Origin of the sequence: Pseudoalteromonas ostreae, assembly GCF_018069805.1 — a bacterium.
Classification (GTDB): Bacteria; Pseudomonadota; Gammaproteobacteria; order Enterobacterales; family Alteromonadaceae; genus Pseudoalteromonas; species Pseudoalteromonas ostreae.
The window spans coordinates 104,263-131,130 of record NZ_JAGPYN010000011.1 but is presented as its reverse complement, the minus strand read 5'-3'; the positions used below and the strand labels follow the sequence as shown (position 1 = coordinate 131,130).

Below are 26,868 nucleotides of genomic sequence, written 5' to 3'. Positions count from 1 at the left end.
CATAAGGCTCCTCGACGCAATAGTTTAATAGTAGCGCCGACAGTATAAAATTGCTAGTTATCAAATTACCATAAAAAAGGGCAAACCACTGTTTGCCCTTATATTTTTGTAGCTGAGCTTAAATCATAAATTACCCTCTTGGGTGTCGACATGTTCACGCTTGTGGTGGCTTGCAATTTCATCGGATAAATCTGCTCGCGAGCGTTTTTCAGTAAGTTTGCGCTCAGTTAACCAATAAAAGAACAGTGGTACAAAGAACACGGCAAGGAAGGTTGCTGCCATCATGCCGCCCATAACGCCAGTACCAACGCTATGACGTGCACCTGCACCGGCGCCTGAGCTCAATACTAATGGCACTACACCTAAAATAAAGGCCATCGAAGTCATGATGATGGGTCTAAATCGAAGGCGGGCAGCTTCAAGTGCTGCAGCGCTTGCGCTCCAACCTTGTTGATGTTTCATCAATGCATATTCAACAATCAAAATGGCATTTTTACTGGCTAAACCAAGTAAGGTCACTAAGCCGATTTGGAAGTACACATCGTTAGTCATGCCTACTAACCAGATTGATACCAATGCGCCAAAGGTTCCAAATGGCAATGCTAGCATCACCGAGAGTGGCAATGACCAACGCTCATACAGTGCCGCAAGGATTAAGAAAACCATGATCACCGCAAGGCCTAAAGCAATTCCTGTGGTACCTGAGCTGCGCTTTTCTTGATACGCAGAGCCGGTCCAGTCGTAGGTCATATCCGGTGGTAATACTGCTTTTGCAATACGTTCAACTTCAGCAATTGCTTGGCCAGAGCTGTAACCGGGTGCAGCATTACCGAGCAGTTTTACCGCAGGCAAGTTATTATAACGATTTAGATTTTCTGGTCCGCGGCTATATTCAATATTAGTAAACGCAGACATAGGAACCATAGCACCTTGACTATTTTTTACATAAATTCGTCCAATGTCATCAGGCTTCATTCTAAATTCAGCTTCTGCTGACATAAGTACTTGCCAAGCTCGGCCAAACTTATTGAAGTCGTTCACATAATATGTACCCAGTGTGCCGGCAAGGGCTGTAAAGGCATCGTCAATTTCAATGCCCATCGCGCGGGCTTGTTCACGATCTACATCAACTTTAAGTTGCGGTGCATTTGGTCGCCACAACGTTTGTAGGCCACTTAAAATAGGGCTTTTTTGTGCTTCAGCCATCATTAAGCCCATGGCTTGTTGCAGTTTTTCTGGGCCACCTGCGCCTTTGTTTTGAATATAAAATTCAAATCCGCCAGTGCTCCCTAAACCAAAAATAGCAGGGGGGTTAAACGCTAAAACAAGTGCTTCGTTGATATGCGCAGTTTTCATAAACAGCTCATTAACCAAACTTTTAGTATCAATCTCTCGTTCATCCCAATGTTTTTGGGTGACGAATAAGGTGGCTGCACTGTTTTTATAACCGCCGCCAATAAAATCAAAGCCTGTAAATGCCACCACATTTTCATTGGCAGGATTAGATTGTACGGCGCTAATAACTTCAGCCACTACTTTTTCTGTACGCTCAAGGGATGAGCCATCAGGTAAGAAAATAGCTGAAATATAGTAGCCTTGGTCTTCATCAGGCACTAATGAACCAGGAGTGCTTTTCCAAAGGCCAATGGTAATTGACACCATACCAATCATCAGCAATAAACCTAATGCGCCACGGCGCACCATAAAACCAACAGCACCCACATACTTACTGGTTATTTTAGTAAATACACGGTTGAACCATAAAAAGAAGCTTGCGGTTTGTTTATGCTCTTGTTTTAAAATAAGCACACATAAAGCAGGGGTCATTGTTAGTGCAACTATGCCAGATAAGCTCACAGCAATTGAAATGGTGATCGCAAACTGACGGAATAGTTCGCCAGTTAAGCCACCTAGAAATGCAATTGGCACAAACACTGAGCAAAGTACTAGAACAATAGCAACAACAGGTCCAGATACTTCTTTCATCGCTTTTATTGCGGCTTCATGGGCGCTCACATGCTCTTCGTGCATGATACGCTCTACGTTTTCAAGTACCACTATGGCATCATCCACCACGATACCAATAGACAGTACCATGCCAAATAAAGTCAATGAGTTGATAGAATAACCGAGCATATACATACCAGCAAACGTACCAAGTAATGACACTGGTACGGCAAGTGTTGGGATCAGTGTGGCGCGCCAATTTTGTAAAAATAAGAACACCACTAAGAAAACCAGTACCATTGCTTCAAGCAGTGTTTTAACTACTTCGCGGATCGAGACTTCAACAAAACGGGTGGTATCGTACGAATTTAAGTGAGCAAGTCCTGTGGGGAATTGCTGAGTTAATTCTGCTAATACACCATTTACTTCTGCTGCTACATCTAGGGCATTGGCACCGGGTTGTAGGAAAATACCTAATAGTACGGCTTCTTTGCCGTTGATAGTGCCTCTGAAGTTATAATCTTTTGCACCCAATTCAACACGGGCAATGTCTTTTAAACGTAAACTACTGCCATCAAGATTTGAACGAATAATAATTTCTTCAAATTGTTCAGGCTCTGATAAACGCCCTTGAGAGGTAACACTGTAAACCAGCTCTTGCGCTGATTGTGAAGTGGGGGTTGCACCAATCGAACCGGCTGCATATTGAGAGTTTTGGCTGCGTACTGCCCCTGCGACTTCCTCAACCGTAACACCAAGCTGACTCATTACATCAGGGCGCAGCCAAATACGCATGGCGTAATCTTTCGCACCAAAAATTTGTACACTCGTTGTGCCAGGAACACGTTTAATTCGGTCTAAAATATTCAGTGTGACATAGTTTGAAGTCCATAAGCTATCGCGAGTGCCGTCCGGTGAATAAAACGCATGGACTTGCAAAAAGCTCGATGAGCCTTTCTGTACCACCACACCTTGGCGCCGTGTTTCTTCAGGTAAACGAGCTTCAACTTGCTTTACACGGTTATTGACGTTAACTGCTGCTTGGTCAATATCGGTGCCAATTTCAAAAGTTATTTCAATAGTTGTTGCACCAGAGCTTGTCGAGGTTGAAGACATATACATCATGCCTTCAACACCAGTAATCGCATTTTCAATCGGCGCGGCTACGGTTTGTTCGAGTACTTCAGCCGATGCCCCCGGGTAGGCTGCTGTTACTTGCACAACGGGTGGGGCAATTTCAGGGTATTGGGCGATCGGCAAGCTGCGCATAGCAGCCAGACCCGCCAGTACAATAACAATTGAGATCACAAACGCAAAAATAGGTCTGTCGATAAAATAACGAGAAAACATAAAACTCCCTGCGCCTATTCTGCGCTTACGTTGTTTGTTGCATTGCTAACGGTCACTGGCATGCCTGGGAAGAAAATCTTTGCCATACCATCAATGATCACCTCATCGCCTTGCTGTATGCCGGATTTAATCAACCAAAAGTTTTTATCACCTTGATTATCTGGCTTTTGGATCCACTCACCCACTTCAACGGGGGCTGGGCGCGCAATCGTGCCGCCTTGTTCATTTTTAGCGACAACATATACAAATTTACCTGTGCCATTATCAAGTACCGCACGTTGCGGTATTACAAATGCATTTTTGCGTACCGCACCACTTAACATCACTCGCACAAATTGACCTGGGCGAAGTTCAAAATCAGTGTTGGGGATAATTGCTTGTAGTTCGCTGGTGCCGGTATTTGGGTTTATACGTACATCAGAGAAGTTAACTTTGCCGCTTTTATTGGAGAGTGAACCGTCTTGTAATTTAATGCTCGTGTGCCACTGACCTTTTTCTGGTAGCGTTAATGAGCCATTTGCGACATCTTGACGCATTTGTAATTGTTCACGCTCAGAAATACCAAATCGTAAACGAATAGGATCAAGTTGGGTAATTTGCGTTAATAATAGATCGGGACCTGATACAAAAGTACCTACCGACACAAATTCACGGCCCATCACCCCGGCGACAGGCGCTTTTATTTGCGCATATTCTAAATTGAGCTGGGCTTCTTTTAACGCAACTTTCGCGGCTTCTAACGTGGTGTTAGCGATATCTTGGGTGGAACTGGCGTTATCGTAATCCCGTTGTGAAACTGATTTCTCAGCACGTAGTTTGGCTAATCGCTTCACCTCACGTTCGGCTTGTACTAAAGATGCTTTTGCACCATTAAGAGCAGCTTGCGCACTTTCAACCGCCAATTGATAGGGGGCTAGATCAATAGTGAAAAGTGACTGACCTTGTTTAACTGTCTGGCCTTCATCGAAGTTACGAGATTCTAAGATCCCCGTTACTCTGGCACGTACTTGAACTTCTTTAGAACCTGATAGGGTTGCTGGTAGTTCAATAGTGAATGGGGCATTTTCATGGGTTGCTATAGTTGTTATAACAGCCGCAGGGTGCATTGTTTCATGTTCGGTTTTAGGTGCTTCACTACAACCTTGTAGAAACAGCGAAGCCGAGGTAAATAAGAATAAAGGTAATTTTGATGGTGCGAAAGACAGACGCATGGTTACTCCACAGTTCCAATTGTTAAGTATGATATGAATAATATATAACATTTTATAAGCTAATAGTATGACATACTGTTGATCTTATCACCTACTGTCTTACACGGTGCTTAATCCATATAGCTTAGTTGAATGCGAGTGTATACCTTAAATATTTACGGGTATACACTGGTGTTTATTTTTTCATGGTTTTTTAAATCGCGTAGGGCATATTAGGGTGAAATGAATTAAATCGCAGCCCCGCTGGTTTTTAAAGTTTAACAACTTAATTATAAAATGTTGAAAGTGATTTGTTAGCGAAACAGCTTTAATAACCACAAAATTAACAAATTGCTTTGTAATTGGCGCTAAAACTCGTACCCTAGACGTAATAATCACAACAAGGGTAAAGTTAATAATGACGCGCAAGCCGACATTATCTACAACATTTATTGAACTGTCTTCACAGTTGCGGCGTTTTGTTTCGCGTATAGTACAGCCAGATGACGTGGAAGATATCGTACAAGAAACCTTTGTTAAAAGTTACCAAGCTGATTTAAAGCAAGATATTAAATATACGCGCAGCTATATGCTAAAGACAGCCAAACATTTAGCGCTCAATCACATAGCAAAATGGGATAATCAGCATTGTGATTCATTAGATACCTCTGATGATTATCAGCAGTCGTTGAGATCTATGCAGCTTGAGGATGAAGTGACCTCAAAAGAGCGGTTTTTATTATTTTGCCGTGCTACTGAGCAACTAAGTCAGCCAGTGCGAAAATGTTTTATTTTAAAGAAAGTATATGGCATGAGCCAAAAAGAAATCGCAGCGCAAATGAAGTTAAGTGAAAGCACGGTTGAAAAACATATTGCCAAAGGTTTGTTACAATCTATGCGCTACATGCAGCAACATGAGCAGTTAGGTGAGCACAGCAGTGCTACTATTGAACCTACCAGGAGGGTGGGAAAATGAGTAATATTCATCAATTTTCGTCTAAAGATGTTATCCAAGCTGATGCCAGTCGTTGGATCAGTGCTATGGATAGGGGCTTATCAAAGCAAGAGCGTCTGCAATTTCAGCACTGGGTGCAACAAAATAAAGCTCATCAAGATGCGGTATTTGAGTTAGCTCAATTATGGGATGAACTGAGCGTATTAAATGAGCTCAGCAGTCTGTTTCCAAATAAAAATAGTGTCAATAAACCTGCCCGTAGAGAAATTAATTTTTCGATTGCGGCAAGTGTCTTTACTGCATTATTAGTAGCCAGTTTTTTATTTGTAGGTATTAAACATTGGCCATCAACACCTCAAGAGCAAGCCAAGTACAGTAAAATTTACCGTACTAAAGTGGGTGAGCAAGCAACATTTGTACTACCAGATAGTACGATTGTGCAATTAAATACCAATAGCTTATTAGAAGTAGCGTATACAAGAAATCGTCGGCAACTCATTTTAAGTCGTGGTGAAGGACGTTTTAATGTTGCTAAAGATGCCTCACGTCCATTTACGGTGATGGCGGGCGATAAGTCATTCACCGCGCTGGGTACGGTTTTTAATGTGCAGCGTAACGCAGCATCAGATCTTGAGCTGGTCGTGACCGAAGGTAAAGTGATGATCACGGATCCTTCGGTTGCTGTAAATGCGGATGATTTTGTACAATTGCAAAATGCCAGTAACGATACAGTAAAGGTTAAAGATATTAATGCTAGTATTGTTATCTCTGGTGAAAAAGCATTAATCAAAGAAAGTATTACCAAACCCATTACGCGTTTAACACAAGACGATGTACAACGCGATTTAGCATGGCAACAAGGGATGCTAATTTTTAATGGCGAACCATTAAGCGAAGCTTTGCAAGAAGTGAGTCGTTATACTGCAACGCGTTTTGAACTTGCAGATCCTGCTTTAGCTTCTTTAAAAGTGGCAGGAGTGTTTAAAGCCGGTGATATCATCGGCTTACTTGATAGCTTGCGCATTAATTTAGCCATTGAGCATGAACGTTTAGGTGAACATATCGTAAGCCTAAAACACGGTGATCGTAGCTAAGCTTTATGCTTGCTCTTTGATTTAAAGTGTCAGAAGTTACAATGGTAAATATAAAAAGTAAAAAAACAATTAACAAAAAAGTAGGGTTACATAGCGGATTATTCTTTCTCAACTGTTTGTATAAGTTACGCAGTAACCAAACGTATCCAATGTGTGGGTTAATTGTATTTGCACCTTTAGTATTGAGTCTGAATGCTCAAGCGGAGGCTGTGAATCCACAGATGGTACAATTTGATATAAAAGCGCAGCGAGCTGATCAAGCATTGATAGAGTTTGCCAAACAAACAGAACAAACCGTGGTTTTCTCGTTTGATTTAGTAAAACAATACCAAGCTCAATCAGTGTATGGTTATTACACTCAGTTAGAAGCGCTAAGTACAATGCTGAAAAACACTGAACTCGATGCGGTTGTTGATCAAAATGGTTTACTGAGTATAAAACTCAAACAAATCAATAGGAATGATAACAACATGAAAAAGCTTTCAGGGGTCAGTGCTGCTGTTATACCCCTTTTAATGGCAACCAATAGCCAAGTTGCTAATGCACAAGAACAAGCCGCTCAAGAAAACATTGAAAAAATCGCCATCGTTGGTAGCCGTGTAGCAGGACGTTCAGTCGAGGACTTACCCGTACCTGTTGATATTTTGAGTGCTGAAGCGCTGGAAAATACCGGACAAACAGAAGTCGGCCGTATGCTACAAGCCATCGCACCATCTTTTAACTTTTCAAGTTCATCGATCAGTGATGGTACTGATGCACTACGACCTGCCACTTTACGTGGTTTAGGGCCAGATCAAACATTAGTACTTATTAATGGTAAACGTCGTCACCAAGCCAGCATTATCCATATTAATACATCTGTAGGTCGTGGTACTGCAGGTACAGACATGAATGCAATCCCCGCTGCTGCGATCAAACGTATCGAAGTGCTACGTGATGGTGCGGCTGCGCAATATGGTTCTGATGCGATTGCTGGTGTTATCAACATTGTTTTAAAAGACGCTGATGAAGGCGGCAAAGCCGCAGTTAATTATGGTCAATATTCTGAAGGTGATGGCGAAACCGTTACGGTTGATTTTAATCAAGGTTTTGCGCTAGGTGATGATGGTTATTTAAATACCACTGTTAATTACCGCGACCGTGCGCCGACTAATCGCGCTGGATTACATGGTTCTTGCCAATTTTATGGTTGTACAGAACTTTCTGATGGCACGCTGTTAGCGGGCGATCCCCGTGAGCTTACTGCGCCACGTGATACGTTTAGAATTGGTGATGCAGACTCGCAACAATTTGCTTTAACGGTGAATACTGGTTATGAACTTGCTGGTGGTGAGCTCTATGGCTTTATTACTTATTCAACCCGAGATAACGAATCAGCTGCGTTCTTCCGCCATAATGCCAATGCTGATGGCAACCCAGTTTTACAAGATGGTGATGCGGTGATCCCGATGGGCTTCTTGCCAATGATCAACACCACCATTGATGATATCTCGTATAACTTTGGCTTTAAAAAAGAGTTTGATAATAGTTCTAGTCTTGACCTGTCATATACCTATGGTGAAAACAGCATCGATTACACCACTAGTGACACTATCAATGGTTCATACGCTAATTTATTACGTTATGATCAAGGCTTAAGTGCTGATGATATTCGTGCCACGATTCCTCGTCAAGCGTATGCGTATGGGATGGAGTTATCACTGCAAACGATTAACCTTGATTTTACACAAGATTTTGATGATTTTTCACTGGCGATGGGGGCAGAATTACGTACCGATGAATACCGTATTTTAGAAGGCAGCGAATACGCATACCGTGATTACGATACTAATAATGGTGTTAATATTTATGACGGTATGAGCGGTGGTATTGGTAGCGAAAATGCAGCGGGTGGCACACAAGGTTTTGGTGGCTCTGCACCAGAGTCATCGGTGAATGAATCTCGCGATGTTATTTCCTTTTATATTGATGCCGAGACCTACATTATTGATGATGTCATTATTTCTGGCGCACTGCGTTATGATAACTATAAAGGCTTTGGCGACACGGTAAACTTTAAGCTTGCTGGTAACTGGTCTGTTACTGATAATGTATCGTTACGTGGTGCTGTGAGTACTGGTTTTAGAGCGCCCTCGATGCAGCAGTTATATTTTAATAACATTAGCACCCAATTTGTGGTTGGTCCTAATGATACTTTAGTAGCTGAAGAAGTCGGGACATTTAGAAACGACAGTACGCTTGCACAAAGTATCGGTATTCCAAAACTTAAAGAAGAGAAATCACAAAACCTGAGTATGGGGATTGTGTATAACGTGACTGATAACATCAATGTGACCGTTGATTATTATTCAATTGATATTGATGACCGCATTGTGATCAGTAATCGTTTAGGTAAAGGCTTAGCAGACACCTTAGATGCTGCACTGATTAGCGCAGGTGCAGGTGCTGGGCAGTTTTTCTTAAATGGTGCTGACACTGAAACACAAGGTATTGATTTTGTTGCAACCTGGAATACTGAAGGGTTAGGTGGCACCCTTGACTTTACATTGGCAGCTAACTTTACAGAAACCGAAGTGGTGGATTTATTTACCCCACAAGGCAGTGGCCTTGAGACAATTCCTGTGGAAGATGTGTTTTCAGCACAAGAAACCTCAATCATCGAAGAATGGCAACCTCAAGATAGAGTTAACTTAAGTGCGTTATATCGCCTTGAAGATTGGACAGTCAATTTATCGCTGAATCGTTATGGAGAGTACACAGTTGAAGACGGTGGGCGCCAAACTTACGGTGCTGAAATCCTTACAGATGTAAAAGTGAACTATTTTGTTACAGATAACTTGTCACTGAATATTGGAGCAAACAATTTATTTGACGTATACCCAGATAAGAACTCTATAGGTAACTCACGCGCAGGCACTATAGTGGATGCATCGGGTAATACAATTGTTAGTTCTACAGGGGTCTTTGATTATTCACGTCGCTCTGCGCCATTTGGCTTTAACGGTGCTTACTATTATGTAGGTGCGGAATACCGATTCTAAAATAACTTCTCCTGCGTTATTTAGTTTTGAAGGGCCGGTTAGGCCCTTTTTTTGCTTTTAGTACGATATGAGCGCGATAGGATAGTTACCATGCTCTTTGATTAATGCTTTTGCATACGGCTCATTTCGGTATGACAACTTTGCATGGTCAGTAATACTTTAGCGAGGGCGGTTTCACAATCATGCGGTTGTGGTTTTTTCATGGCAGTTTTAATTTCTTCAAGTGTTTTATCTTCCACTTCTTCAAGCTCTTTAGCATATATTTCATCTTTATCTGAGCTAAATTTAGTGAGCAGTGCGGTATATGCACGACGTGCTTCAACAGCAAAAGATGAACCGTCTTCTCGTTCACCTTGCTCATTAATAGCGTAAGGCTGTAGATTTTCAACGCTGACTTTACGTGCGTCTATCATACGCTGAAATAACGCGCCAATGGCTGGATCTTGTACTTTTTCCTGCGCCTTTTCATAAAAGTCGATGCCGCTGTTCATTACTTGGATAATGTCAGTGATATGATTTACTTCGTTTTCTTGATGGGTATTCATAATAGTGACCTCTTTAAGTTAAATGAATATAAAAGTTCAAGTAACTTAAAGCAATCGTTATTCCATTTTTTAAATTATTTTAACATCATGATTATTAAAACTTTTTAAATTTGTGTTTGCTTATTTGAAAATACCAATAAGCAAATTTTACAGGGCTTTTGTAAGAGTGTTACTTTAATTCATCTGCCACTTCGGCTACTTTTTGGCGTAACCAAATATGACTGGCGTCTCTGTGAAGTAATGGGCTCCAAATCATATCTAACTCAAATGGTGGTATAGGGAAGGGAGGTTCCAAAATTTTTAAACCTGGATCATCTAAATAAATATTCGCGGCTTTTGAAGGGAGTGTCGCAATCAGGTTCTTCTCTTTCGCTAGATGTATTGCAACGTGGTAATTACGGGTAAATGTGGCAATATTTCGGTGTTTACCAAAATGGGCGAGGGCTTCATCTACCCAGCCAAGTTTTTGTACGTCTTTAGGATCCATCCCAACCCCGACACCAAAACCTGTCTTACTCACCCAAATATGTCGAGCTTTTAAATAACTATCGAGGCTAAAATTTTCAATGATCGGGTTGTCAGCTTTTACTAAACAACAAAAGCTATCTTTCCAAATACGTTTGTGATGAAACGATTGTGGCAGGTTTTCGAAACGGTTTATTGCCATATCGACTTTACCGTTTTCTACATCATGAAAAGTAACATCACTTGGAGTGAGAATATCAAGAGTGGTATCCGGCGCTTCATCGTGTAATTTACTCAGGAGTCTAGGTGCTAAGGTGCTGGCAGCATAATCACTGGCCATAATCCTAAATACCCGTTTGCTTTGGCTGGCTTCAAATTCACGGTTTGGTGCAAGCGTTTCTTCTAATGTCATTAAGATGCCACGGATCACTGGCTGCAATTCAATAGCTCGTTCAGTTGGCACCATACCATCGCTGGTGCGCACCAAAATTGGATCGTTAAACAAGTTACGTAAACGTTTTAAACCATTACTCATGGCCGGCTGTGTAATGCTCAGCTGATTTGCGGCGCGAGTAACATTACATTCGCGTAATAAGGTGTCGAGATAAACGAGTAAGTTTAAATCTATTTTACTGATATTCATAGTGTGTCCTTTCGTCTACCATTGATGGATAAAACGCTGCGTAGCTGGATAAGGGTAGATATGGCTAACGACCCCTGCTTTTATATTTCGTTGCGCTTGCTGCCAAAATGCGACGTCTAATAGTTCTGGATGTGTTTGGCTGAAAACAGCTTTGTAGTGCGGGTTTGGCATTACAAAAGTGCATAACTGCTCTGGAAATACATCTTGTGGTGCCACAGAGTAACTTTGCTCATTAGTTAAGTAGTCATCATAACTTTTTGCTTTAGGCAGTGCCCTAAAGTTCATATCTGTTAAGTATTGCACTTCATCATAATCATAAAAAATAATGCGTTTGTGTTTACTGACCCCAAAGTTTTTAAGCAACATATCGCCTGGGAAAATATTAACGGCGATCATTTCCTTGAGTGCTTGACCGTACTCTGCAATGGCAACAGCGGCATCTTCAGTATTGGCTTTTTCTAAATATAAATTTAGAGGCGTCATGCGTCGCTCAATATACATATGTTTGATGATCAGTAAATCGCCTTCGATGATCATTGATGAATCAATAGTTTGTTTAAGCTGTGCAAGCAATGTAGCGGTAAAACGCGCAACAGGGAATACGACGTTAGAATACTCTATGGTATCGGCCATACGACCAACGCGGTCATGGCTTTTAACTAATTGGTAGCGTTTGAGTACGGTATCGCGACCAAATGGTTTGCTTTCACCAAATTTGTCTTTAATTATTTTAAATACATAATCAAATGAAGGTAGGGTAAATACCATCATCACCATGCCTGGTGTGCCAGGGGCTACGATAAAATCATCAGTAGAGCGTTGTAAATGGGTTAAAAACTCACGGTAGAATTCCGTTTTGCCTTGTTTATGAAAACCAATAGCGTTGTAGAGTTCCGCAATCGTTTTATTGGGCATCAGTTGGTTTAAAAACCGAACTAATGCCGAAGGGGCGTGGGTTTCAACCATAAAATAAGCGCGGGCAAAGCCAAAAATAACTCGCATTTGCGATGAGTTAGTCAGTAGCGCATCTAAATAAAGACCTTCATCTTGATGATGCAATACGGCAATAATAAAGGGTTGTACGCCACTTTGCGAAACTACACGACCAACAATATACGCGGCTTTATTGCGATAAAAAGGCGTTTGCAAAATATCAAAACGCATTTGCCATGCGCGGTGATGGGTGTCGGGCGCTTGTTTATAAAACGCTTTTACTAAAAGTCGTATATCGCGCTCTAAATTAACAAAGTCGGCTTTAAAATCAAATTGATTAATTATTTTTCGGATGGTTGGCTTTAATCCATCTACGACCGGAAAATAACTACGGTATTCAGCTTCAATCGGTAAAGCGGGTGCATCTGCCAAGGTGGCTTTTACAAAAATAAAATTATTATTAAAATAACGACGATGAAATAAGCGGCAAAATACCGAGTTATAAAATGTTTCGGCTAACTCGGCTTGCGGATGAAACGTTAAAAAGTGTTGGTAGATTTGTTTTGTTTGCAGCCAGAGTGATTCATCAAGTTGATTGGCTAATTGCTGATTTTGTAGCTGCTGGGTGGTTTCGTTGACCCGTTCATCATAATAGCTTATCCGCAAGCGACTAATATCGTGCATCTTTGTCCAATTTTTATTTGCAAATGCCAAAGGTGCTTGTGCGGTGATCTGCTGAAATAATTTATAATGCTTTTTAAAACCATTTAGAATTAGCTCGGCGATGTTTTGTGGTTGCATAAACGGGTACTCCAAAATGACCTGTAGAGTATATGCTCTACACTTGTTAAGAGTATGCTAAATACAGGTAAAACCCAATAGCTTATTCATAGCGTTTCAGTTTTTTTTCTAGTGAGGAGAGGTGTTTATTCGTTTTTTTAGTGTTTTTGGCAAACGTTTTATTGATCACTTTTAGCTGCTTTTTTATCTCTTTGCTAAGCTTTTTTTTATCGTCATCGCTCATTAAACGATTTAGCCGTTGCAGTTGCTCGTATTCAGCGCGATCACGGTCACGACTCAAAATGGCGAGCTTATATTTAACGCTGCGGATCTCAGCGTTGAGATTGCGAATGATTTGCTCACGCTCAAGGGAATTAAGCACTTTAACATGATTTATATTGGCTGAGATAACGTTAGGCGACACCGCTATTTTATGTTGGGTTGCCTGCCTGCCACAGGGAAATTGGCTAAAAGTAGTGCCTTTGTCGGTTACGCACTTATAATATTGATCGGCAGAGGCCGCCGGATCAGCAACGAAGAGCAAATTAATAAAAATAACGAAAAGGATACACGGTTTCATTACGCTAGCCTTCCCTAGTTAGGGCATAATTAAATATAAAACTATAACCTAACTAGGGTAAATCGCCAGTGGCAGTTATTCGGTAAAGGTTTTGAGCTTTTTAATGCTTTGCGCTAAAAACGGAATATCTAAACCTTGCTCTATTGAAAAGCCTTGTGCAGCAGAGATATTTTTATAATTACCATCAGAATCAATTAATGTAATGCGGTCTTTCTTATAGGCAATAAATACGCCTTGTGAATAATTAACGCCCATATCGCCTTTTTTGTTATACAGATTAACACCTAGCATGCTTTGTTTTGCGAGTTCAGCGCAGTTCAAATATTGACCAACGCTTGTGGCAATTAAATCGCTTGGCTGGATCAAGCCTTCAATACGGGTTACTTCTCTATCTGTGCTATATAGCGATGAAGCACTTACAATACCATGATCAACATCGGCTAAACTAAATGCAAATACTTGGTTTACTCCTTCGCGAAGCGCGGTGTTTTCATCGGCGTTAATGATACGAATTGCTGCATTCCCCGCAGTTGTACTATTGATATAGTTAAAATCATCAAAGCCACTGACACTTAGGCTACGGCGATTACTTTGCCACACTGGCAATGTTTGCTCAGCCATTAAGGCTGACTTGTAGTAAGCAGGTAAACCGTATAGCAAGCTAAATAGTACATCTTGATGATGAACGGGCTGCAAAAACTGCTCGGTTTTATTTAAAAATTGGTACTGTTTTGCAAAACTTGTTAACGCAGATGCAGAGCTAAACACTAAAATATCGACTGTCGTCGCAGTATAGTTTTCACAGCGAGCCAGTGGTGTGGGAGCTGTGTAATCTACATTTAGTGTATTAACCTTTACGTTATGTGCTTGCTCGTAACTTTCAAGATCAAGTAAATCATTTTTTGCGAGTAAACTTTTTGCGGTCGTTGGGTAAGACAAGGGTAAGACATTATCTTGCTTTGTGATATCAAACTTCAAATTTGCATCAGCCCAAATATGAATACTGTGACTCATCGCAAAACAAACCAATAACAATGAGCTGGCGTAACGAGCAAATTTATACTGTTTTAAGCGGGCTAAATGGTGCCATGTATAGTTACTTGCTAATAATTGGAACGCAAAAATAAGCATCACAATTCCGCCAGCCAGTAGGGTTGTCAATGCTGGAGAACTAGTTAAGCGATACCATAATAAGGTAATAATCTCAGGTAGCGCAGAGCTACTTAAATGGTAGCCTAAATTAAAATACACATAGGCATCAAGCGTCAATAGTGATGCACCACAGGTGGCAAGTATTGCTGCCATACCGCGGATATGACGCGGATAAGGAAATATTAAACTTAGCGGAAATACCGTCAGCACAAAGGCAATAAAGGTAATAAAGCTAGTGTGACTAAGCCACGTTACTAGCATATAAAGCATACCCATAAAGCTGGTTGGGGGAGAGTCAGCAAATAAGTAACTTAAACTTATAAGTAACACTAAGCCGATATTGGCAAAAGTAAACAAATGCCCCCAACTTAATAATTGACTCGCTTTAGACGAAAATTGATTGTGCTGCGATAAATTCATAAAGTCTATTTAACCGATTGCGCAAGTGCTTTAGCAAAATTGTCTGCAACCGCTTGTCTTTTCCCTGTTGGTACATGCTCTTTTAAGATATGCGTGATAGAATTTCCTAAACACATAAGACTTAAATCAACCGGCGCATTGTGCTTAGTTAACACATCAATGAGCTGATCGACGATTTGTTCTACTTCATCATTAGAATATTTTGATAAGATTGGCATCAGTTGGTTCAATAAAAGAGTTATATTCTCACATTTTAACACCAGAGGCGTGAAAAACAAAGATGGCAATAGATGTTAAAAAGTTAGTCGTTCATTATGTAGACAAAAAAGACGACGATACGCAAATTCATTTGCGCAATGACGAAATGGCAGTGAATGATAAAGTCGCTGTATTCATCGAGCAACTTCATCACGCATACAACGGTAAACCCGGTAAAGGGTACTGTGCTTTTAGTGGCGATAAAAACTCTGTAGTTGCATCAGCCATGCAAAGTTACCGCAATAGCGAGCTTGGCTTTTGGCACATGACAGAGCAAGCTTCAGCAGTACTTAAAGAGGAACTTGATAAGTATGCGTTTAACGAAACTGGCTATTTAGTATTTTGTCATTATCAATATGTAGCAACTGATTATATGCTGATTGCAATGATCAACATCAAAGAGCATTACTCAATTACCTCTGAGCTTGATTTAGCCTCGTCACGCCATTTAGATATTTCCCGCATGCAACTAGCCGCACGCATTGATTTAACTGCGTGGGACACTCAAGCAGAAGACAATCGTTATATCTCCTTTATTAAAGGCCGAGCAGGGCGCAAAGTTGCTGATTTCTTCTTAGACTTTTTAGGTTGTGAAGAAGGTATCGATCCAAAACAGCAAAGCCAAGTGATGCTTAATGCTGTGGAAGATTATTTATCAGAGCAACAATTTGATAAATCTGAAAAAGACGACTTACGTAAACAAGTGTTTGATTACTGTAATGACTGCGTCACCACCGGCGAAGATGCCAACGTTGGCGAATTATCAGCAACGCTCACCAAAGGTGACGACAACCCATTTGAAAGCTTTTGCAAAGAGCAAAGCTATGACCTAGAAGAATCATTCCCGGTCGATAAAAAAACCGTCACCAGCATGGTTAAATTCTCCGGACTTGGTGGCGGCGTGAGCATCAGCTTTGAACGTAAACACTTAGGCGAACGGGTAATGTACAACGAGGCCACTGATACGTTAGTTATTAAAGGCATACCGCCGAACCTTAAAGATCAATTGCAACGATTTATGGAAAGTGAAGACTAAGCCATCAGTTTAAACTTAAGCTATAAGTGGTAAGTTTAAGCAGATTTGAGTTAGTTGAAAGCGTGGTGTTTACACCGCGCTTTTTTTTTGCTTACTTGTGATTGTTGGTTTTCTATAGATCAAAATTTATAAAATTAAAATGATTAGCTTAAGGACACAGCTAGATGTTTTGGAGAAAGAAAAAACAATATATGTTTCCGCATGATTATACTTCCTTCACTGAGGGGTTGTTTGTTGTGTGTGAGTTAAAACATTCAATTAGTTTTATCGAAGTGTGTAATCATAATGGGGTGCAGCACTGTATAAACCGAAAAGCAACAATGAAGCAGTTACTAGCGAATCATGATGGTAATTTGTACTTCAGAGGTTTTTGCAAAGAACTAAAAGATATTCGAGTTTTTGAGTTGTTAATGCCTGAGTATGAAATTGACGGACAGCTTCAAGTCATTTCACAATGGTTTTTTCGGTAACAGGTGAAACTAAGTATTCGTTTACACAACGTTGCTATAGACAATCACCTAAACTAATGTGGCAAGGGGAGTGTGAAGTCACATTTTTTATCGATGTTTGCACTATAATCGAGAAGGGTCAATTGAAAGAAACATGCATTAAAAGAAAATTTGATGCACTTAAACTTTATACAGATTCAAAAGATAACTTCTTTGTTGAATTCACTGATTTGATTATTAATAAGAATATTCGTACTTACCCACTACCATTAAAATTCACCACAGGAGAATCAAGCTACCTTTTTGAAGAATGGTGCAAAAATATTCTTGGGTTTAAAATTTGGAAATTTTTCCCTCCGGAAAACTAATTCAACCTGAACAATAGCTCCTTAAAAATTGTTGATAAATAAGCTGGGTAAAATAAATTAAGCCTTTGACTACTATTAAAAAAGCCGCGTTAATGAGAATTAACGCGGCTTTTTATTTTTGGCTAAAGCCAGAGTGTTAATCAACACTCATGGTTTTAGTCATTTCAGCGCTTGCACGACCTGCAGGTCTGATTGAACCAGCACGTAAGCCACTATCAGCAATAACTTCACGTTGGTCGTGTGCCATTGCTTTAGGTGTATGAGCAACTTCACTATCTGCAACTGGTGTAGGTTGTGCCATTGGTGCACTTGCTTTACCTGCGATGATCACTGTCTTCGTATGCGTCACAGGTTGTGTAGCAGGCTTAGGCTCTGCCACTGGTGCAGCTTCTTCAACTACTTCTGGAGTAGGTTCAGCGACAACTGGTGCTTCTTCAACTACGTCTGGAGTAGGTTCAGCGACAACAGGCGTGTCTTCAACTACGTCTGGAGTAGGTTCAGCGACAACAGGTGCTTGTTCAACCACGTCTGGAGCAGGTTCTGCAGCAACTGGTGCTTGTTCAACCACGTCTGGAGCAGGTTCTGCAGCAACTGGTGCTTGTTCAATCACTTCTTCAGTTGGTTCTGCAGCAACTGGTGCTTGTTCAACCACGTCTGGAGTAGGTTCAGCAGCAACTGGTGCTTGTTCAACCACTTCTTCAGTTGGTTCTGCTGCAACAGGTGCTTGTTCAACTACGTCTGGAGTAGGTTCAGCGACAACAGGCGCTTGTTCAACCACGTCTGGAGCAGGTTCTGCAGCAACAGGTGCTTGTTCAACCACTTCTTCAGCTGGTTCAGCAGCAACAGGTGCTTGTTCAACCACTTCTTCAGTTGGTTCTGCAGCAACAGGCGCTTGTTCAACCACTTCTTCAGCTGGTTCAGTAGTAATTGGCGCTTGTTCAATGACTTCTTCAGTTGGTTCAGCAGCAACAGGTGCTTGTTCAACCACTTCTGGAGCAGGTTCAGCAGCAACTGGCGTTTGTTCAACCACTTCTTCAGTTGCTTCAGCAGCAGGTTTTTCTTCAACTTGCTTATTTTGCTTGGCTTTTAATTCAGCTTCATATTCAGCAGCGGCTTGATCAGCAACTGGAATAAATGCTGGCGGTTGTGTACCTTGCGTTGGCGTAGCTTCTTCACCCTCAGGGCGACGACGGCGTTGTCCAGCAGCACGTAAATGACGTGGAGAACGACGTGAACGAGTTCGCGTTTGGCCTTGCTCTTCATCCGATGTTACTGCTTCTTGCTCGCTTGGTGCTGTCTGCTCAGCTTTTTGCTCAGATGCTTCAGTAACCGTTGTTTCAGCAGCTGCAGCTTCAACTGAAGTAGTCTCAACAGGGGCTTTCACTTCTTCCTGTTTTGCTACAACTGGCTTTGCTGGTTTTTCCTCAACAACTGGAGTAGCTTGCTGTTCAGCGTCATTGTTTGTTGCAACTGCTTGTTGGGCGTTTTCATCTTGCAGGCGAACTTTTTTACGTAAGTTACGGCGTTGACGACGTACTTTAGGCTTTTGCTCAGTTGCTTCAACAGCGACATCTTTAGCTGCTGCAGTGTCTTTAACGTCAGCTTTTGCTTCGGTTTTCTCTGCTACAACTTTGCTGTCATCGTTACGCGTGTCGTTGCGTTTACGAGAGTTAGGATTACGACGACGCTTATTGCGATTTTCGTTTCTTTCCTGTTGCTCGTTATTTGCTGTCGTAGCTGCTGGTGTTTCTTCAGCTACGCGCTCGGTACGCTCGTTTTGTGGTTTAGTGCGTGAATTATTATTACGACGACGTTGGTTATTACGACGACGCGTATCACCCTCGTTATTACGACGTTGATTATTGCGAGATTCACTCGCTGGTTTTTGTTGCTGTTGTTTGCTTTCAGTCTGCTCAGCAGGTGTTGCAAATAAAGCCTTAAACCAATTACCAATAGCAGTGAACAAACTTACTTGCGGTTGTGCTGCAGCACTTTGTGGTGCTGGTGTTGCTTGAGCTTGTTGTGGTGCGGGTGTTGAAGGCATTACAACGCCTTTTAGCACTGGCTCTTCACGTACTGCAACTGTTGGTGTTTTTGATGTTTCATACACTTCAGGCTCTGGCGCTGTAATTTGCTCGTAGCTTGCCGCTTCAATGGTTTCATCTTTACGCAAACGCATCACTTCGTAGTGTGGTGTGTCCATATGTTTATTAGGAATGATCACCACATCACAGCTGTGACGTTTTTCAATACGGTGTACGCTACGGCGTTGCTCATTTAACAAGTATGAGGCCACTGCAACAGGCACTTGGGCATTAACTTGTGAAGTATTGTCTTTAATCGCTTCTTCTTCGATTAAACGTAGGATTGACAATGCAATCGATTCGTTTGAACGAATTGTGCCTTGGCCACTACAACGTGGGCATGGGCCTTGGCTTGCTTCACCCAGTGAAGGGCGTAGGCGCTGACGCGACATTTCAAGTAAACCAAAACGCGAAATTTTACCAATTTGTACACGGGCACGATCTGGACGAACAGCGTCTTTTAAGCGATTTTCTACTTCACGTTGATGGCGCGGTGGTGTCATATCAATGAAGTCGATAACGATTAAGCCACCTAAGTCGCGTAAACGTAATTGGCGAGCAATTTCGTCAGCTGCTTCTAAGTTGGTATTAAGCGCAGTTTCTTCGATATCGCCGCCTTTAGTGGCTTTAGATGAGTTGATATCGATAGAAGTAAGTGCTTCAGTTGGGTCAATAACAATTGAACCACCAGAAGGTAAACGTACTTCACGTTGAAACGCAGACTCAATTTGGCTTTCGATTTGGTAATGAGTGAAAAGTGGTACTTCACCTTGATAAAGTTTTACACGGCTCATGAAGTCAGGGCGGAAACGCTCAATGTGCGCTTTAGCTTCTTCAAATACACGGGCTTTATCAATCAGGATTTCACCGATATCGCGACGTAAATAATCACGAATCGCACGGAAAATTACGTTGCTTTCTTGGTGAATCAAAAACGGAGCTTTACCACTGTCGGATGCTTTTTGAATGGCATCCCAGTGGACTAACAGCGCTTTTAAATCGTCGTTTAGTTCTTCAAATGATTTACCAACACCGGCAGTACGCACGATTAAACCCATGCCTTTAGGCAGTTCTAAACGGCTTAAAGCTTCTTTAAGTTCAGTGCGCTCATCCCCTTCAATACGACGAGAGATGCCGCCAGCACGAGGGTTATTAGGCATTAAAACTAGGTAGCTACCAGCAACACTGATAAAGGTAGTAAGTGCCGCGCCTTTTTGGCCACGTTCTTCTTTATCAACTTGGACAATCACTTCTTGACCTTCTTTGATCACGTCACGAATGTTCGGGCGACCGTGGAAGGTATAACCTTGTGGGAAGTAAGTACGGGCTATTTCTTTTAAAGGAAGGAATCCGTGACGATCAGCGCCGTAATCTACAAAGGCGGCTTCTAATGACGGTTCGATACGTGTGATTTTGCCTTTATAAATATTGGCTTTTTTTTGTTCGTGACCCGGGCTTTCGATATCTAAATCATACAGGCGCTGGCCATCAACCAGTGCTACGCGCATTTCTTCTTGCTGCGTCGCATTGATTAGCATACGTTTCATATTGTTACTCTACTGTGTTATGTCTCTGACATGACGAAACTTTTCGCCTGTTCAGTTGCTCCATCGCTTCTTTTTGTACAGTCTCACGACTGGATCTGTGGGGGAGCTTGGTACTGTATTCATATTTTAAGTATCTTTATGGTGCTGGCTGACAATAACGTGTTGTCACGTTATTAAATTCTATTATGGTGCCAAAACTATCGGCTGTTTTTACAGTGACGTATTCGAGTTCTGTCCAGAGTCGACCATTTATTAAATTAACTTAGGTGTTTTACAGTACATCTGCTGAACGGCGTATCGTACGCCGTCACGATCAGACAAATTATCTGTTCAAATTGCTTTTTTTATCAACATTTAATAACACTTCATGCTCAAACTTAACTGGCGATATATTACACGCATCGGAGTTAATTGAACGCACGTGTAAACTGGGTATGTATAAAAGCTTTGGAAAACTTATCTCGGATCTGTATGATCAATTACCCAGAATGTGCATCACGAATGTTTTAATGTGTTAAAAAGCACCGTTGTTATTTGCAAATATATATTTGCGTCGGTGATTATCCCATTATTATAACTGTGTTAGCAACTAAAATTATTTTACTTAAATCAGTGATTAGGCAATGTCAGAAAAAACCGGCTTACAAGTATCTTTCGTCACGATTACCGAAGACCATTTGGGTCAACGGATTGATAACTTTCTTATTACCCATTTAAAAGGGGTGCCTAAAAGCGCTGTATATCGAATTCTTCGTAAAGGTGAGGTGCGTGTTAATAAAAAACGCATCAAGCCTGTGTATAAATTACAGCTTGATGACATCGTTCGTATTCCGCCAATCAAAGTGGCTGAACGTGAAGAGTTTGTGCCAAAAAACCTTGATGTAGTCACCAAACTTGAAGACGCTATTTTATTTGAAGATAAATACCTAATGGTCATTAATAAGCCATCAGGTATGGCTGTGCATGGCGGCAGTGGCTTAAGTTATGGCTTAATTGAAGCATTACGCGTACTGCGCCCTGATGAGCGTAGCTTAGAGTTAGTACACCGTTTAGACCGCGATACCTCAGGCTGTTTACTGATTGCGAAACGTCGTTCAGTGTTAACCAGCTTACACGAACAGTTACGCGAAAAAACCATGGGAAAAAATTACTGGGCATTGGTTGACGGGCAATGGGATTCAAAAGATAAAAACGTTACCGAAGGGCTGTTAAAGAACACTTTGCAATCGGGTGAGCGTGTTGTTCGTGTTAATAACACCGAAGGTAAGCCATCTCATACCCGCTTTAAAGTGCTAGAACGTTTTAATGAATGCTCACTGGTGCAGGCATCACCAGTTACTGGTCGTACGCATCAAATTCGTGTGCATACACAATGTAAAGGTCATGCAATTGCGTGTGATGATAAATACGGAAACCAAGCATTTGATGCGGCGATGCGTAAAGTGGGGTTGGGGCGATTATTTTTACATGCACACGATTTGAGTTTCTATCATCCTAAAAACGAATCAACTATGCGTGTGGAAGCACCACTAGATAAAGCCTTAACTAATTGTATTAAAACCTTACGCGCCGCTAAATCGTGAAATCGTATAATTAGTAATATTCGATTAAGATGGCACTGTAATGGATTCAGTACCTAAAATCGTTAACAGCATGGGCAAAGCGGCCAATATTGACCGTTTAGGTGTAACGATGGGGTGCATAACACGCTGCAACTTAGCGAATTTGCACTATTGCCTCGGTTGACTCGTATCAACAGTTACATGAGCTTTTAATTAACGCAGTTGAGCTTGTTGATTAAGTACATCCAAACCAAACTCAGCCAATAACTGGTTGAGTTTGATAAGTGGTAAGCCAATTAAGCTGTTAGGGTCATCGCCGCTGAGTTTTTCAAATAAACAAATACCAAGGCCTTCACTTTTAAAACTGCCAGCGCAGTTATACGGTTGCTCTGCGTCGCAATAGGCACTTATTTGTGCCTGTGTGAGTGTTCTAAAAGTGACGTTAAAGGGCTCGACAAGGGTTTTTGTTTTATTATTTTGAATGTCATAAACACATAAACCAGTTAAAAATGTCACTGTATTACCGCTAAATAAACTAAGTTGTTTGATGGCATTTTGTTTATTATGCGGTTTACCCAAAATTTGTTGCTCGAACACGGCGACTTGATCAGAGCCGATAACTAAACCTTGGCTAAAATGTTGGTTAGCGGCACGGGCTTTAAGCTCACTGAGACGCGCTACAAGCGCTTGTGGTGTTTCTTTAGGGTGCGACGTTTCGTCAACGTCCGGTGAAAAAGTACTGAAAGGTAAATTAAATTTTTTCAATAAAGACTGACGAAAGGGTGAACTTGAGGCTAAAATAAGCGAGTGCTGCATGGATTGTTTTCCTAATGAAAATCAGATTGAGTTAGGATAAATCAGATCCGTCGGCAAAACAAAGAAATGAATCGCGAAAAACCACCTAAAAAAGGTTTTTTACTTTGACTAACCAAGTAACTATCTATATGATGCAGCCCCTATGCAAAAGGTGAAAATTCCCATCACTCTTCATCCAGGCAAAGCAGCGCAACACCGTTTAAAGTACGACGGCATTGTCCCGCTTGAAAAACTTGTCCGTTTACGGGAAGTTGTGCAGGAAGAAGTAGGTGAAATAGCGGTAAAAATTCATTGCAAAAACGATGAGCAAGGTTTCGCTGTGATTAGAGGCAATCTGTCCACACACGTAACTGTTACTTGTCAACGTTGTAATGGTGATTTAGGGTTGGATTTGGTTCAAGACTTTGTTTATTCTCCAGTAGATGAGGATACAGAGTTAGATAATTTTCCAGAAGACTACGATGAAGTAGCACTTGATGAAAATGGTGAAATTAACGTGTTTGATTTAATCGAAGACGAACTAATTTTAGCAGTGCCATTAGTTGCTACCCACAACGAAGCTTCATGCAGTTATTCAGCAAAGCCTGCCAGCTTTGGTGTATTAAAAGCGGAAGATGATAAACCAAATCCATTTGATATTTTGAAACAACTTAAGAAAGATTCTTAGGAGAAGACTATGGCTGTACAAAAGAGCAAAAAGTCTCGTGCAAGACGCGGCATGCGCCGTTCACACGATGCGATCAGTGGTCCAACTTTAACTGTAGACCAAACATCTGGTGAGACTCATCGTCGTCACCATGTGACTGCAGATGGTTACTACAAAGGCGTTCAAGTAATTTCTAAATAAGAGATTGCTTTTATGCTGACCAATCTAACCATTGCGTTAGATATGATGGGGGGCGATTATGGCCCCCGTTCATCTATCCCCGCAGCCGTTAACGCGGTAAATGCCAATGCCGACCTAAGATTGATCTTATGTGGCAACGAACAAGTAATATCTAAAGAACTCGAGTCTCTCGATTCTCTATCTCATTCTCGCTTAATAATTCGTCATTGTAGTCAAGTAGTCACCAATAGCTGTGAACCGTCTTCTGCTGTGCGATCTAAAAAAGATTCCTCGATGCGCGTTGCCCTTGATTTAGTTAAATCAGGTGAGGCACAAGCGTGCGTGAGTGCCGGAAATACCGGTGCATTATTATTTATGGCTCACTATGTGCTGAAAATGTTGCCAGGCGTAAAACGTCCTGCATTGATCTCGGCTGTGCCAACTGAGCGAAAAAATCCGGTTTACTTACTTGATTTAGGTGCGAACGTGCATTGTGATGCGCAAACTTTATATCAGTTTGGTATTATGGGCTCGGTGGTGGCCGGACAAGCGTTAGGCTGTGATAATCCGAAAGTCAGTTTATTAAATATTGGCTCAGAAGACATTAAGGGCCATGAAGATATCAAACAAGCTGCGCAACTGATGCAGCAATGTGATCATCTCAATTATATTGGTTACAGTGAAGGCAGCGATATTTTTACTGGTAAGTCTGATGTGATCGTCTGCGAAGGGTTTGTCGGGAATGTGGCGTTAAAGACCTGCGAAGGCATTGCTAAACTTATCATGTTTAAGCTTACCAAAGCTTTGCAGAAGCATTTTTTCTATAAATGTTTGGCGTTTATGTTACAGCCAGTGATAAAAAAACTCTATAAACGGGTGAACCCCGACCAGTATAACGGCGCTTCTCTGGTAGGATTACGCGGTATTGTCGTAAAAAGCCATGGAAATGCCTCAGCTAAAGCATTTCATGCTGCAATCGATGAAGCAGTTAGAGAAGTCGAACGCCAACTTCCAGAAAAAATAGCCGCTATCTTCGATCAAACACATTCAACTAAAAAAGTCGCAACCGACGATTAATTATTTTGTCAGGTGTGTACTTAAACATTTATTTATTTGTTTAATTAAAAGAGCAAAATATGGCACAAAAAATTGCACTTGTTTTTCCAGGTCAAGGCTCACAAACCGTGGGTATGTTAAATGAGCTTTTAGATCAATCTGACGTTGTTAAAGCAACGTTTGCAGAAGCATCAGAAGCACTTGGTTATGATTTGGCAGCGTTAGTACTTAATGGTCCAGAACAAGAACTCAATCAAACCCATCGTACGCAACCTGCATTATTAACAGCATCAGTGGCTATTTACCGCCAATGGCTTACTGCAAATCCAGATACAGATGTCACAATGGCAGGTCACAGTTTAGGCGAGTATTCAGCGCTGGTTTGTGCCGATGTACTAAGCTTAGCGCAAGCAGTAAAACTGGTAGAAAACCGTGGTTTATATATGCAAGAAGCCGTGCCTGCAGGTGTTGGCTCTATGGCAGCAATCATTGGTTTAGGCGATGACGAAATTAAAGCTGCATGCGCAGCGTCAGCTCAAGGCGAAGTAGTTGCACCGGTAAACTATAATTCTCCGGGTCAAGTTGTTATTGCAGGACATAAAGCTGCCGTAGACAGAGCCTCAGAGGCATGTAAAGAAGCGGGTGCAAAGCGTGCGTTGCCATTATCAGTAAGCGTGCCTTCACATTGTGAGTTAATGAAACCAGCCGCAGAAAAGTTAGCAGCTGATTTAGCCGCTTTAACATTTAATACACCTAAGTGTGATGTAATTAATAATGTCGATGTAACTGCTGCAAATTCAGCAGATGCAATTAAAGATGCTTTGGTTCGTCAATTATATAGCCCAGTACGTTGGACTGAGACGGTACAAGCGCTAGTGGCACAAGGTATTACACAAAGCTATGAGTTTGGCCCAGGTAAAGTGCTGACGGGCCTTGCAAAACGAATTGATAAAGCAATGGTGTGTGGCTCGGTAAATGACCAAGCTAACATCGATGCAGCAAAATAAGAGTAGGAAACAATGGCAAATTTATTTTCTTTAGAGGGCAAAATTGTCCTTATTACTGGTGCAAGTCGTGGTATTGGTAAAGCAATTGCAACCACGCTTGTGGCGCAAGGTGCTAAAGTAGCTGGTACTGCAACCAGCGAGTCAGGTGCTACAAATATCAGCGAATATTTAGGTGATAACGGTAAAGGTTATGCACTTAACGTAACAGATCCTGCATCGATTGAGGCAACACTTGCTGCGATAAAGGCAGATTTAGGCGATATTGATATATTAGTAAATAATGCTGGTATTACCCGTGATAATTTACTTATGCGTATGAAAGACGCAGAATGGGACGATATAATTAACACTAACCTAAGCTCTATTTTCCGTTTATCTAAGGCTGTTTTACGCCCGATGATGAAAAAGAAAAATGGCCGTATTATCAATATTGGTTCAGTTGTTGGTACAATGGGGAACGCAGGCCAAGCTAACTATGCAGCAGCTAAAGCAGGCGTCATTGGTTTTTCTAAGTCACTTGCGCGTGAAGTTGCATCTCGTGGCATTACTGTGAACGTGGTAGCACCAGGTTTTATCCAAACAGATATGACCGATGAGCTTACAGATGAGCAAAAAGCAGCTACGCTTGCTAATGTTCCTGCTGGACGTTTAGGTCAACCTGACGAGATTGCAGCCGCAGTATGCTATTTAGCATCTGATGCGGCAGCGTATGTGTCGGGTGAAACCCTGCATGTAAATGGTGCGATGTACATGGTGTAAGGGAC

General features: G+C 41.5%; 22 protein-coding genes. 12 read left to right on the top strand and 10 right to left on the bottom strand.

The genetic code is table 11. From position 1 onward, the window contains the following. Positions 1–123: 123 nt before the first annotated feature. A complete protein-coding gene (locus tag J7338_RS10835) occupies positions 124–3,297 on the bottom strand; it encodes an efflux RND transporter permease subunit (RefSeq protein WP_210797066.1) in 3,174 nt (1,057 codons plus the stop codon). Positions 3,298–3,311: 14 nt separating this feature from the next. Next, positions 3,312–4,508 carry an efflux RND transporter periplasmic adaptor subunit gene (locus tag J7338_RS10830; protein WP_210797065.1) on the bottom strand — a complete coding sequence of 399 codons (1,197 nt, stop codon included), beginning with the start codon at positions 4,506–4,508 and terminating at the stop codon, positions 3,312–3,314. A 397-nt stretch (positions 4,509–4,905) separates the two neighbouring features. On the opposite strand from J7338_RS10830, the gene J7338_RS10825 reads away from it, so the two are divergent. Genes J7338_RS10825 through J7338_RS10815 form a run of 3 tightly spaced genes read left to right on the top strand, consistent with a single transcriptional unit; the run spans position 4,906 to position 9,577 of the window. Beyond that, the gene (locus tag J7338_RS10825; RefSeq protein ID WP_210797064.1) at positions 4,906–5,463 is read left to right on the top strand and encodes an RNA polymerase sigma factor; all 558 of its coding nucleotides are present in this window, start codon (positions 4,906–4,908) and stop codon (positions 5,461–5,463) included. After that, positions 5,460–6,536: a FecR family protein gene (locus J7338_RS10820; protein ID WP_210797063.1), complete on the top strand. Its 1,077-nt coding sequence runs from the start codon at positions 5,460–5,462 to the stop codon at positions 6,534–6,536. The genes J7338_RS10825 and J7338_RS10820 overlap by 4 nt, the downstream gene beginning before the upstream one ends. 41 nt (positions 6,537–6,577) lie before the next feature. Beyond that, complete coding sequence (locus J7338_RS10815) at positions 6,578–9,577, top strand: TonB-dependent receptor plug domain-containing protein (protein ID WP_415837798.1); 3,000 nt, start codon at positions 6,578–6,580, stop codon at positions 9,575–9,577. A gap of 101 nt (positions 9,578–9,678) precedes the next feature. On the opposite strand, the gene J7338_RS10810 is transcribed toward J7338_RS10815, so the two are convergent. The 6 genes from J7338_RS10810 to J7338_RS10785 form a co-directional block, all read right to left on the bottom strand. Continuing rightward, a complete protein-coding gene (locus J7338_RS10810) occupies positions 9,679–10,122 on the bottom strand; it encodes a ferritin-like domain-containing protein (protein ID WP_210797062.1) in 444 nt (147 codons plus the stop codon). Positions 10,123–10,291: 169 nt separating this feature from the next. After that, the gene (locus tag J7338_RS10805; protein ID WP_210797061.1) at positions 10,292–11,230 is read right to left on the bottom strand and encodes a LysR family transcriptional regulator; all 939 of its coding nucleotides are present in this window, start codon (positions 11,228–11,230) and stop codon (positions 10,292–10,294) included. 15 nt (positions 11,231–11,245) lie between these two features. After that, on the bottom strand, positions 11,246–12,964 hold the full coding sequence (gene aceK / locus J7338_RS10800) for a bifunctional isocitrate dehydrogenase kinase/phosphatase (protein ID WP_210797060.1): 1,719 nt from the start codon (positions 12,962–12,964) through the stop codon (positions 11,246–11,248). An 82-nt stretch (positions 12,965–13,046) separates the two neighbouring features. Continuing rightward, positions 13,047–13,523 carry a DUF4124 domain-containing protein gene (locus J7338_RS10795; RefSeq protein WP_210797059.1) on the bottom strand — a complete coding sequence of 159 codons (477 nt, stop codon included), beginning with the start codon at positions 13,521–13,523 and terminating at the stop codon, positions 13,047–13,049. A gap of 75 nt (positions 13,524–13,598) precedes the next feature. Beyond that, the gene (locus tag J7338_RS10790; protein ID WP_210797058.1) at positions 13,599–15,095 is read right to left on the bottom strand and encodes a DUF3413 domain-containing protein; all 1,497 of its coding nucleotides are present in this window, start codon (positions 15,093–15,095) and stop codon (positions 13,599–13,601) included. A 5-nt stretch (positions 15,096–15,100) separates the two neighbouring features. Continuing rightward, on the bottom strand, positions 15,101–15,313 hold the full coding sequence (locus tag J7338_RS10785; protein ID WP_016707302.1) for a YejL family protein: 213 nt from the start codon (positions 15,311–15,313) through the stop codon (positions 15,101–15,103). Between the two features lie 62 nt (positions 15,314–15,375). Here J7338_RS10785 and yejK point away from each other — a divergent pair, with 62 nt between their 5' ends. From yejK to J7338_RS10770, 3 genes are all read left to right on the top strand, one after another. After that, the gene (gene yejK / locus J7338_RS10780) at positions 15,376–16,389 is read left to right on the top strand and encodes a nucleoid-associated protein YejK (protein WP_210797057.1); all 1,014 of its coding nucleotides are present in this window, start codon (positions 15,376–15,378) and stop codon (positions 16,387–16,389) included. A gap of 164 nt (positions 16,390–16,553) precedes the next feature. After that, positions 16,554–16,859: a hypothetical protein gene (locus J7338_RS10775; protein WP_210797056.1), complete on the top strand. Its 306-nt coding sequence runs from the start codon at positions 16,554–16,556 to the stop codon at positions 16,857–16,859. Continuing rightward, entirely contained in the window at positions 16,844–17,206 is a 363-nt protein-coding gene (locus J7338_RS10770) for a hypothetical protein (RefSeq protein WP_210797055.1), read from the top strand. Before J7338_RS10775 ends, J7338_RS10770 begins: the two co-directional genes overlap by 16 nt. A gap of 136 nt (positions 17,207–17,342) precedes the next feature. Here the strand turns inward: J7338_RS10770 and rne are convergent, their stop codons facing one another. Then, positions 17,343–20,837: a ribonuclease E gene (gene rne, locus J7338_RS10765; protein ID WP_210797054.1), complete on the bottom strand. Its 3,495-nt coding sequence runs from the start codon at positions 20,835–20,837 to the stop codon at positions 17,343–17,345. A gap of 623 nt (positions 20,838–21,460) precedes the next feature. Here rne and rluC point away from each other — a divergent pair. Continuing rightward, positions 21,461–22,420: a 23S rRNA pseudouridine(955/2504/2580) synthase RluC gene (gene rluC, locus J7338_RS10760; RefSeq protein WP_210797053.1), complete on the top strand. Its 960-nt coding sequence runs from the start codon at positions 21,461–21,463 to the stop codon at positions 22,418–22,420. A 192-nt stretch (positions 22,421–22,612) separates the two neighbouring features. On the opposite strand, the gene J7338_RS10755 is transcribed toward rluC, so the two are convergent. After that, positions 22,613–23,215 (bottom strand): Maf family protein, encoded by a 603-nt coding sequence (locus J7338_RS10755; protein ID WP_210797052.1) that lies wholly within the window; start codon positions 23,213–23,215, stop codon positions 22,613–22,615. Between the two features lie 142 nt (positions 23,216–23,357). Between J7338_RS10755 and yceD the strand changes: the two genes are divergently transcribed. From yceD to fabG, 5 genes are read left to right on the top strand one after another with little or no spacing between them, the layout of a single operon-like run. Beyond that, a complete protein-coding gene (gene yceD, locus J7338_RS10750; protein WP_210797051.1) occupies positions 23,358–23,882 on the top strand; it encodes a 23S rRNA accumulation protein YceD in 525 nt (174 codons plus the stop codon). A gap of 9 nt (positions 23,883–23,891) precedes the next feature. Further along, on the top strand, positions 23,892–24,062 hold the full coding sequence (gene rpmF, locus J7338_RS10745) for a 50S ribosomal protein L32 (RefSeq protein WP_002962381.1): 171 nt from the start codon (positions 23,892–23,894) through the stop codon (positions 24,060–24,062). A gap of 12 nt (positions 24,063–24,074) precedes the next feature. Then, complete coding sequence (gene plsX / locus J7338_RS10740) at positions 24,075–25,118, top strand: phosphate acyltransferase PlsX (protein ID WP_210797050.1); 1,044 nt, start codon at positions 24,075–24,077, stop codon at positions 25,116–25,118. Positions 25,119–25,177: 59 nt separating this feature from the next. Then, positions 25,178–26,104 carry an ACP S-malonyltransferase gene (fabD, locus tag J7338_RS10735; protein ID WP_210797049.1) on the top strand — a complete coding sequence of 309 codons (927 nt, stop codon included), beginning with the start codon at positions 25,178–25,180 and terminating at the stop codon, positions 26,102–26,104. Positions 26,105–26,116: 12 nt separating this feature from the next. Continuing rightward, positions 26,117–26,863 (top strand): 3-oxoacyl-ACP reductase FabG, encoded by a 747-nt coding sequence (fabG, locus tag J7338_RS10730; RefSeq protein ID WP_210797048.1) that lies wholly within the window; start codon positions 26,117–26,119, stop codon positions 26,861–26,863. Positions 26,864–26,868 lie beyond the last annotated feature (5 nt).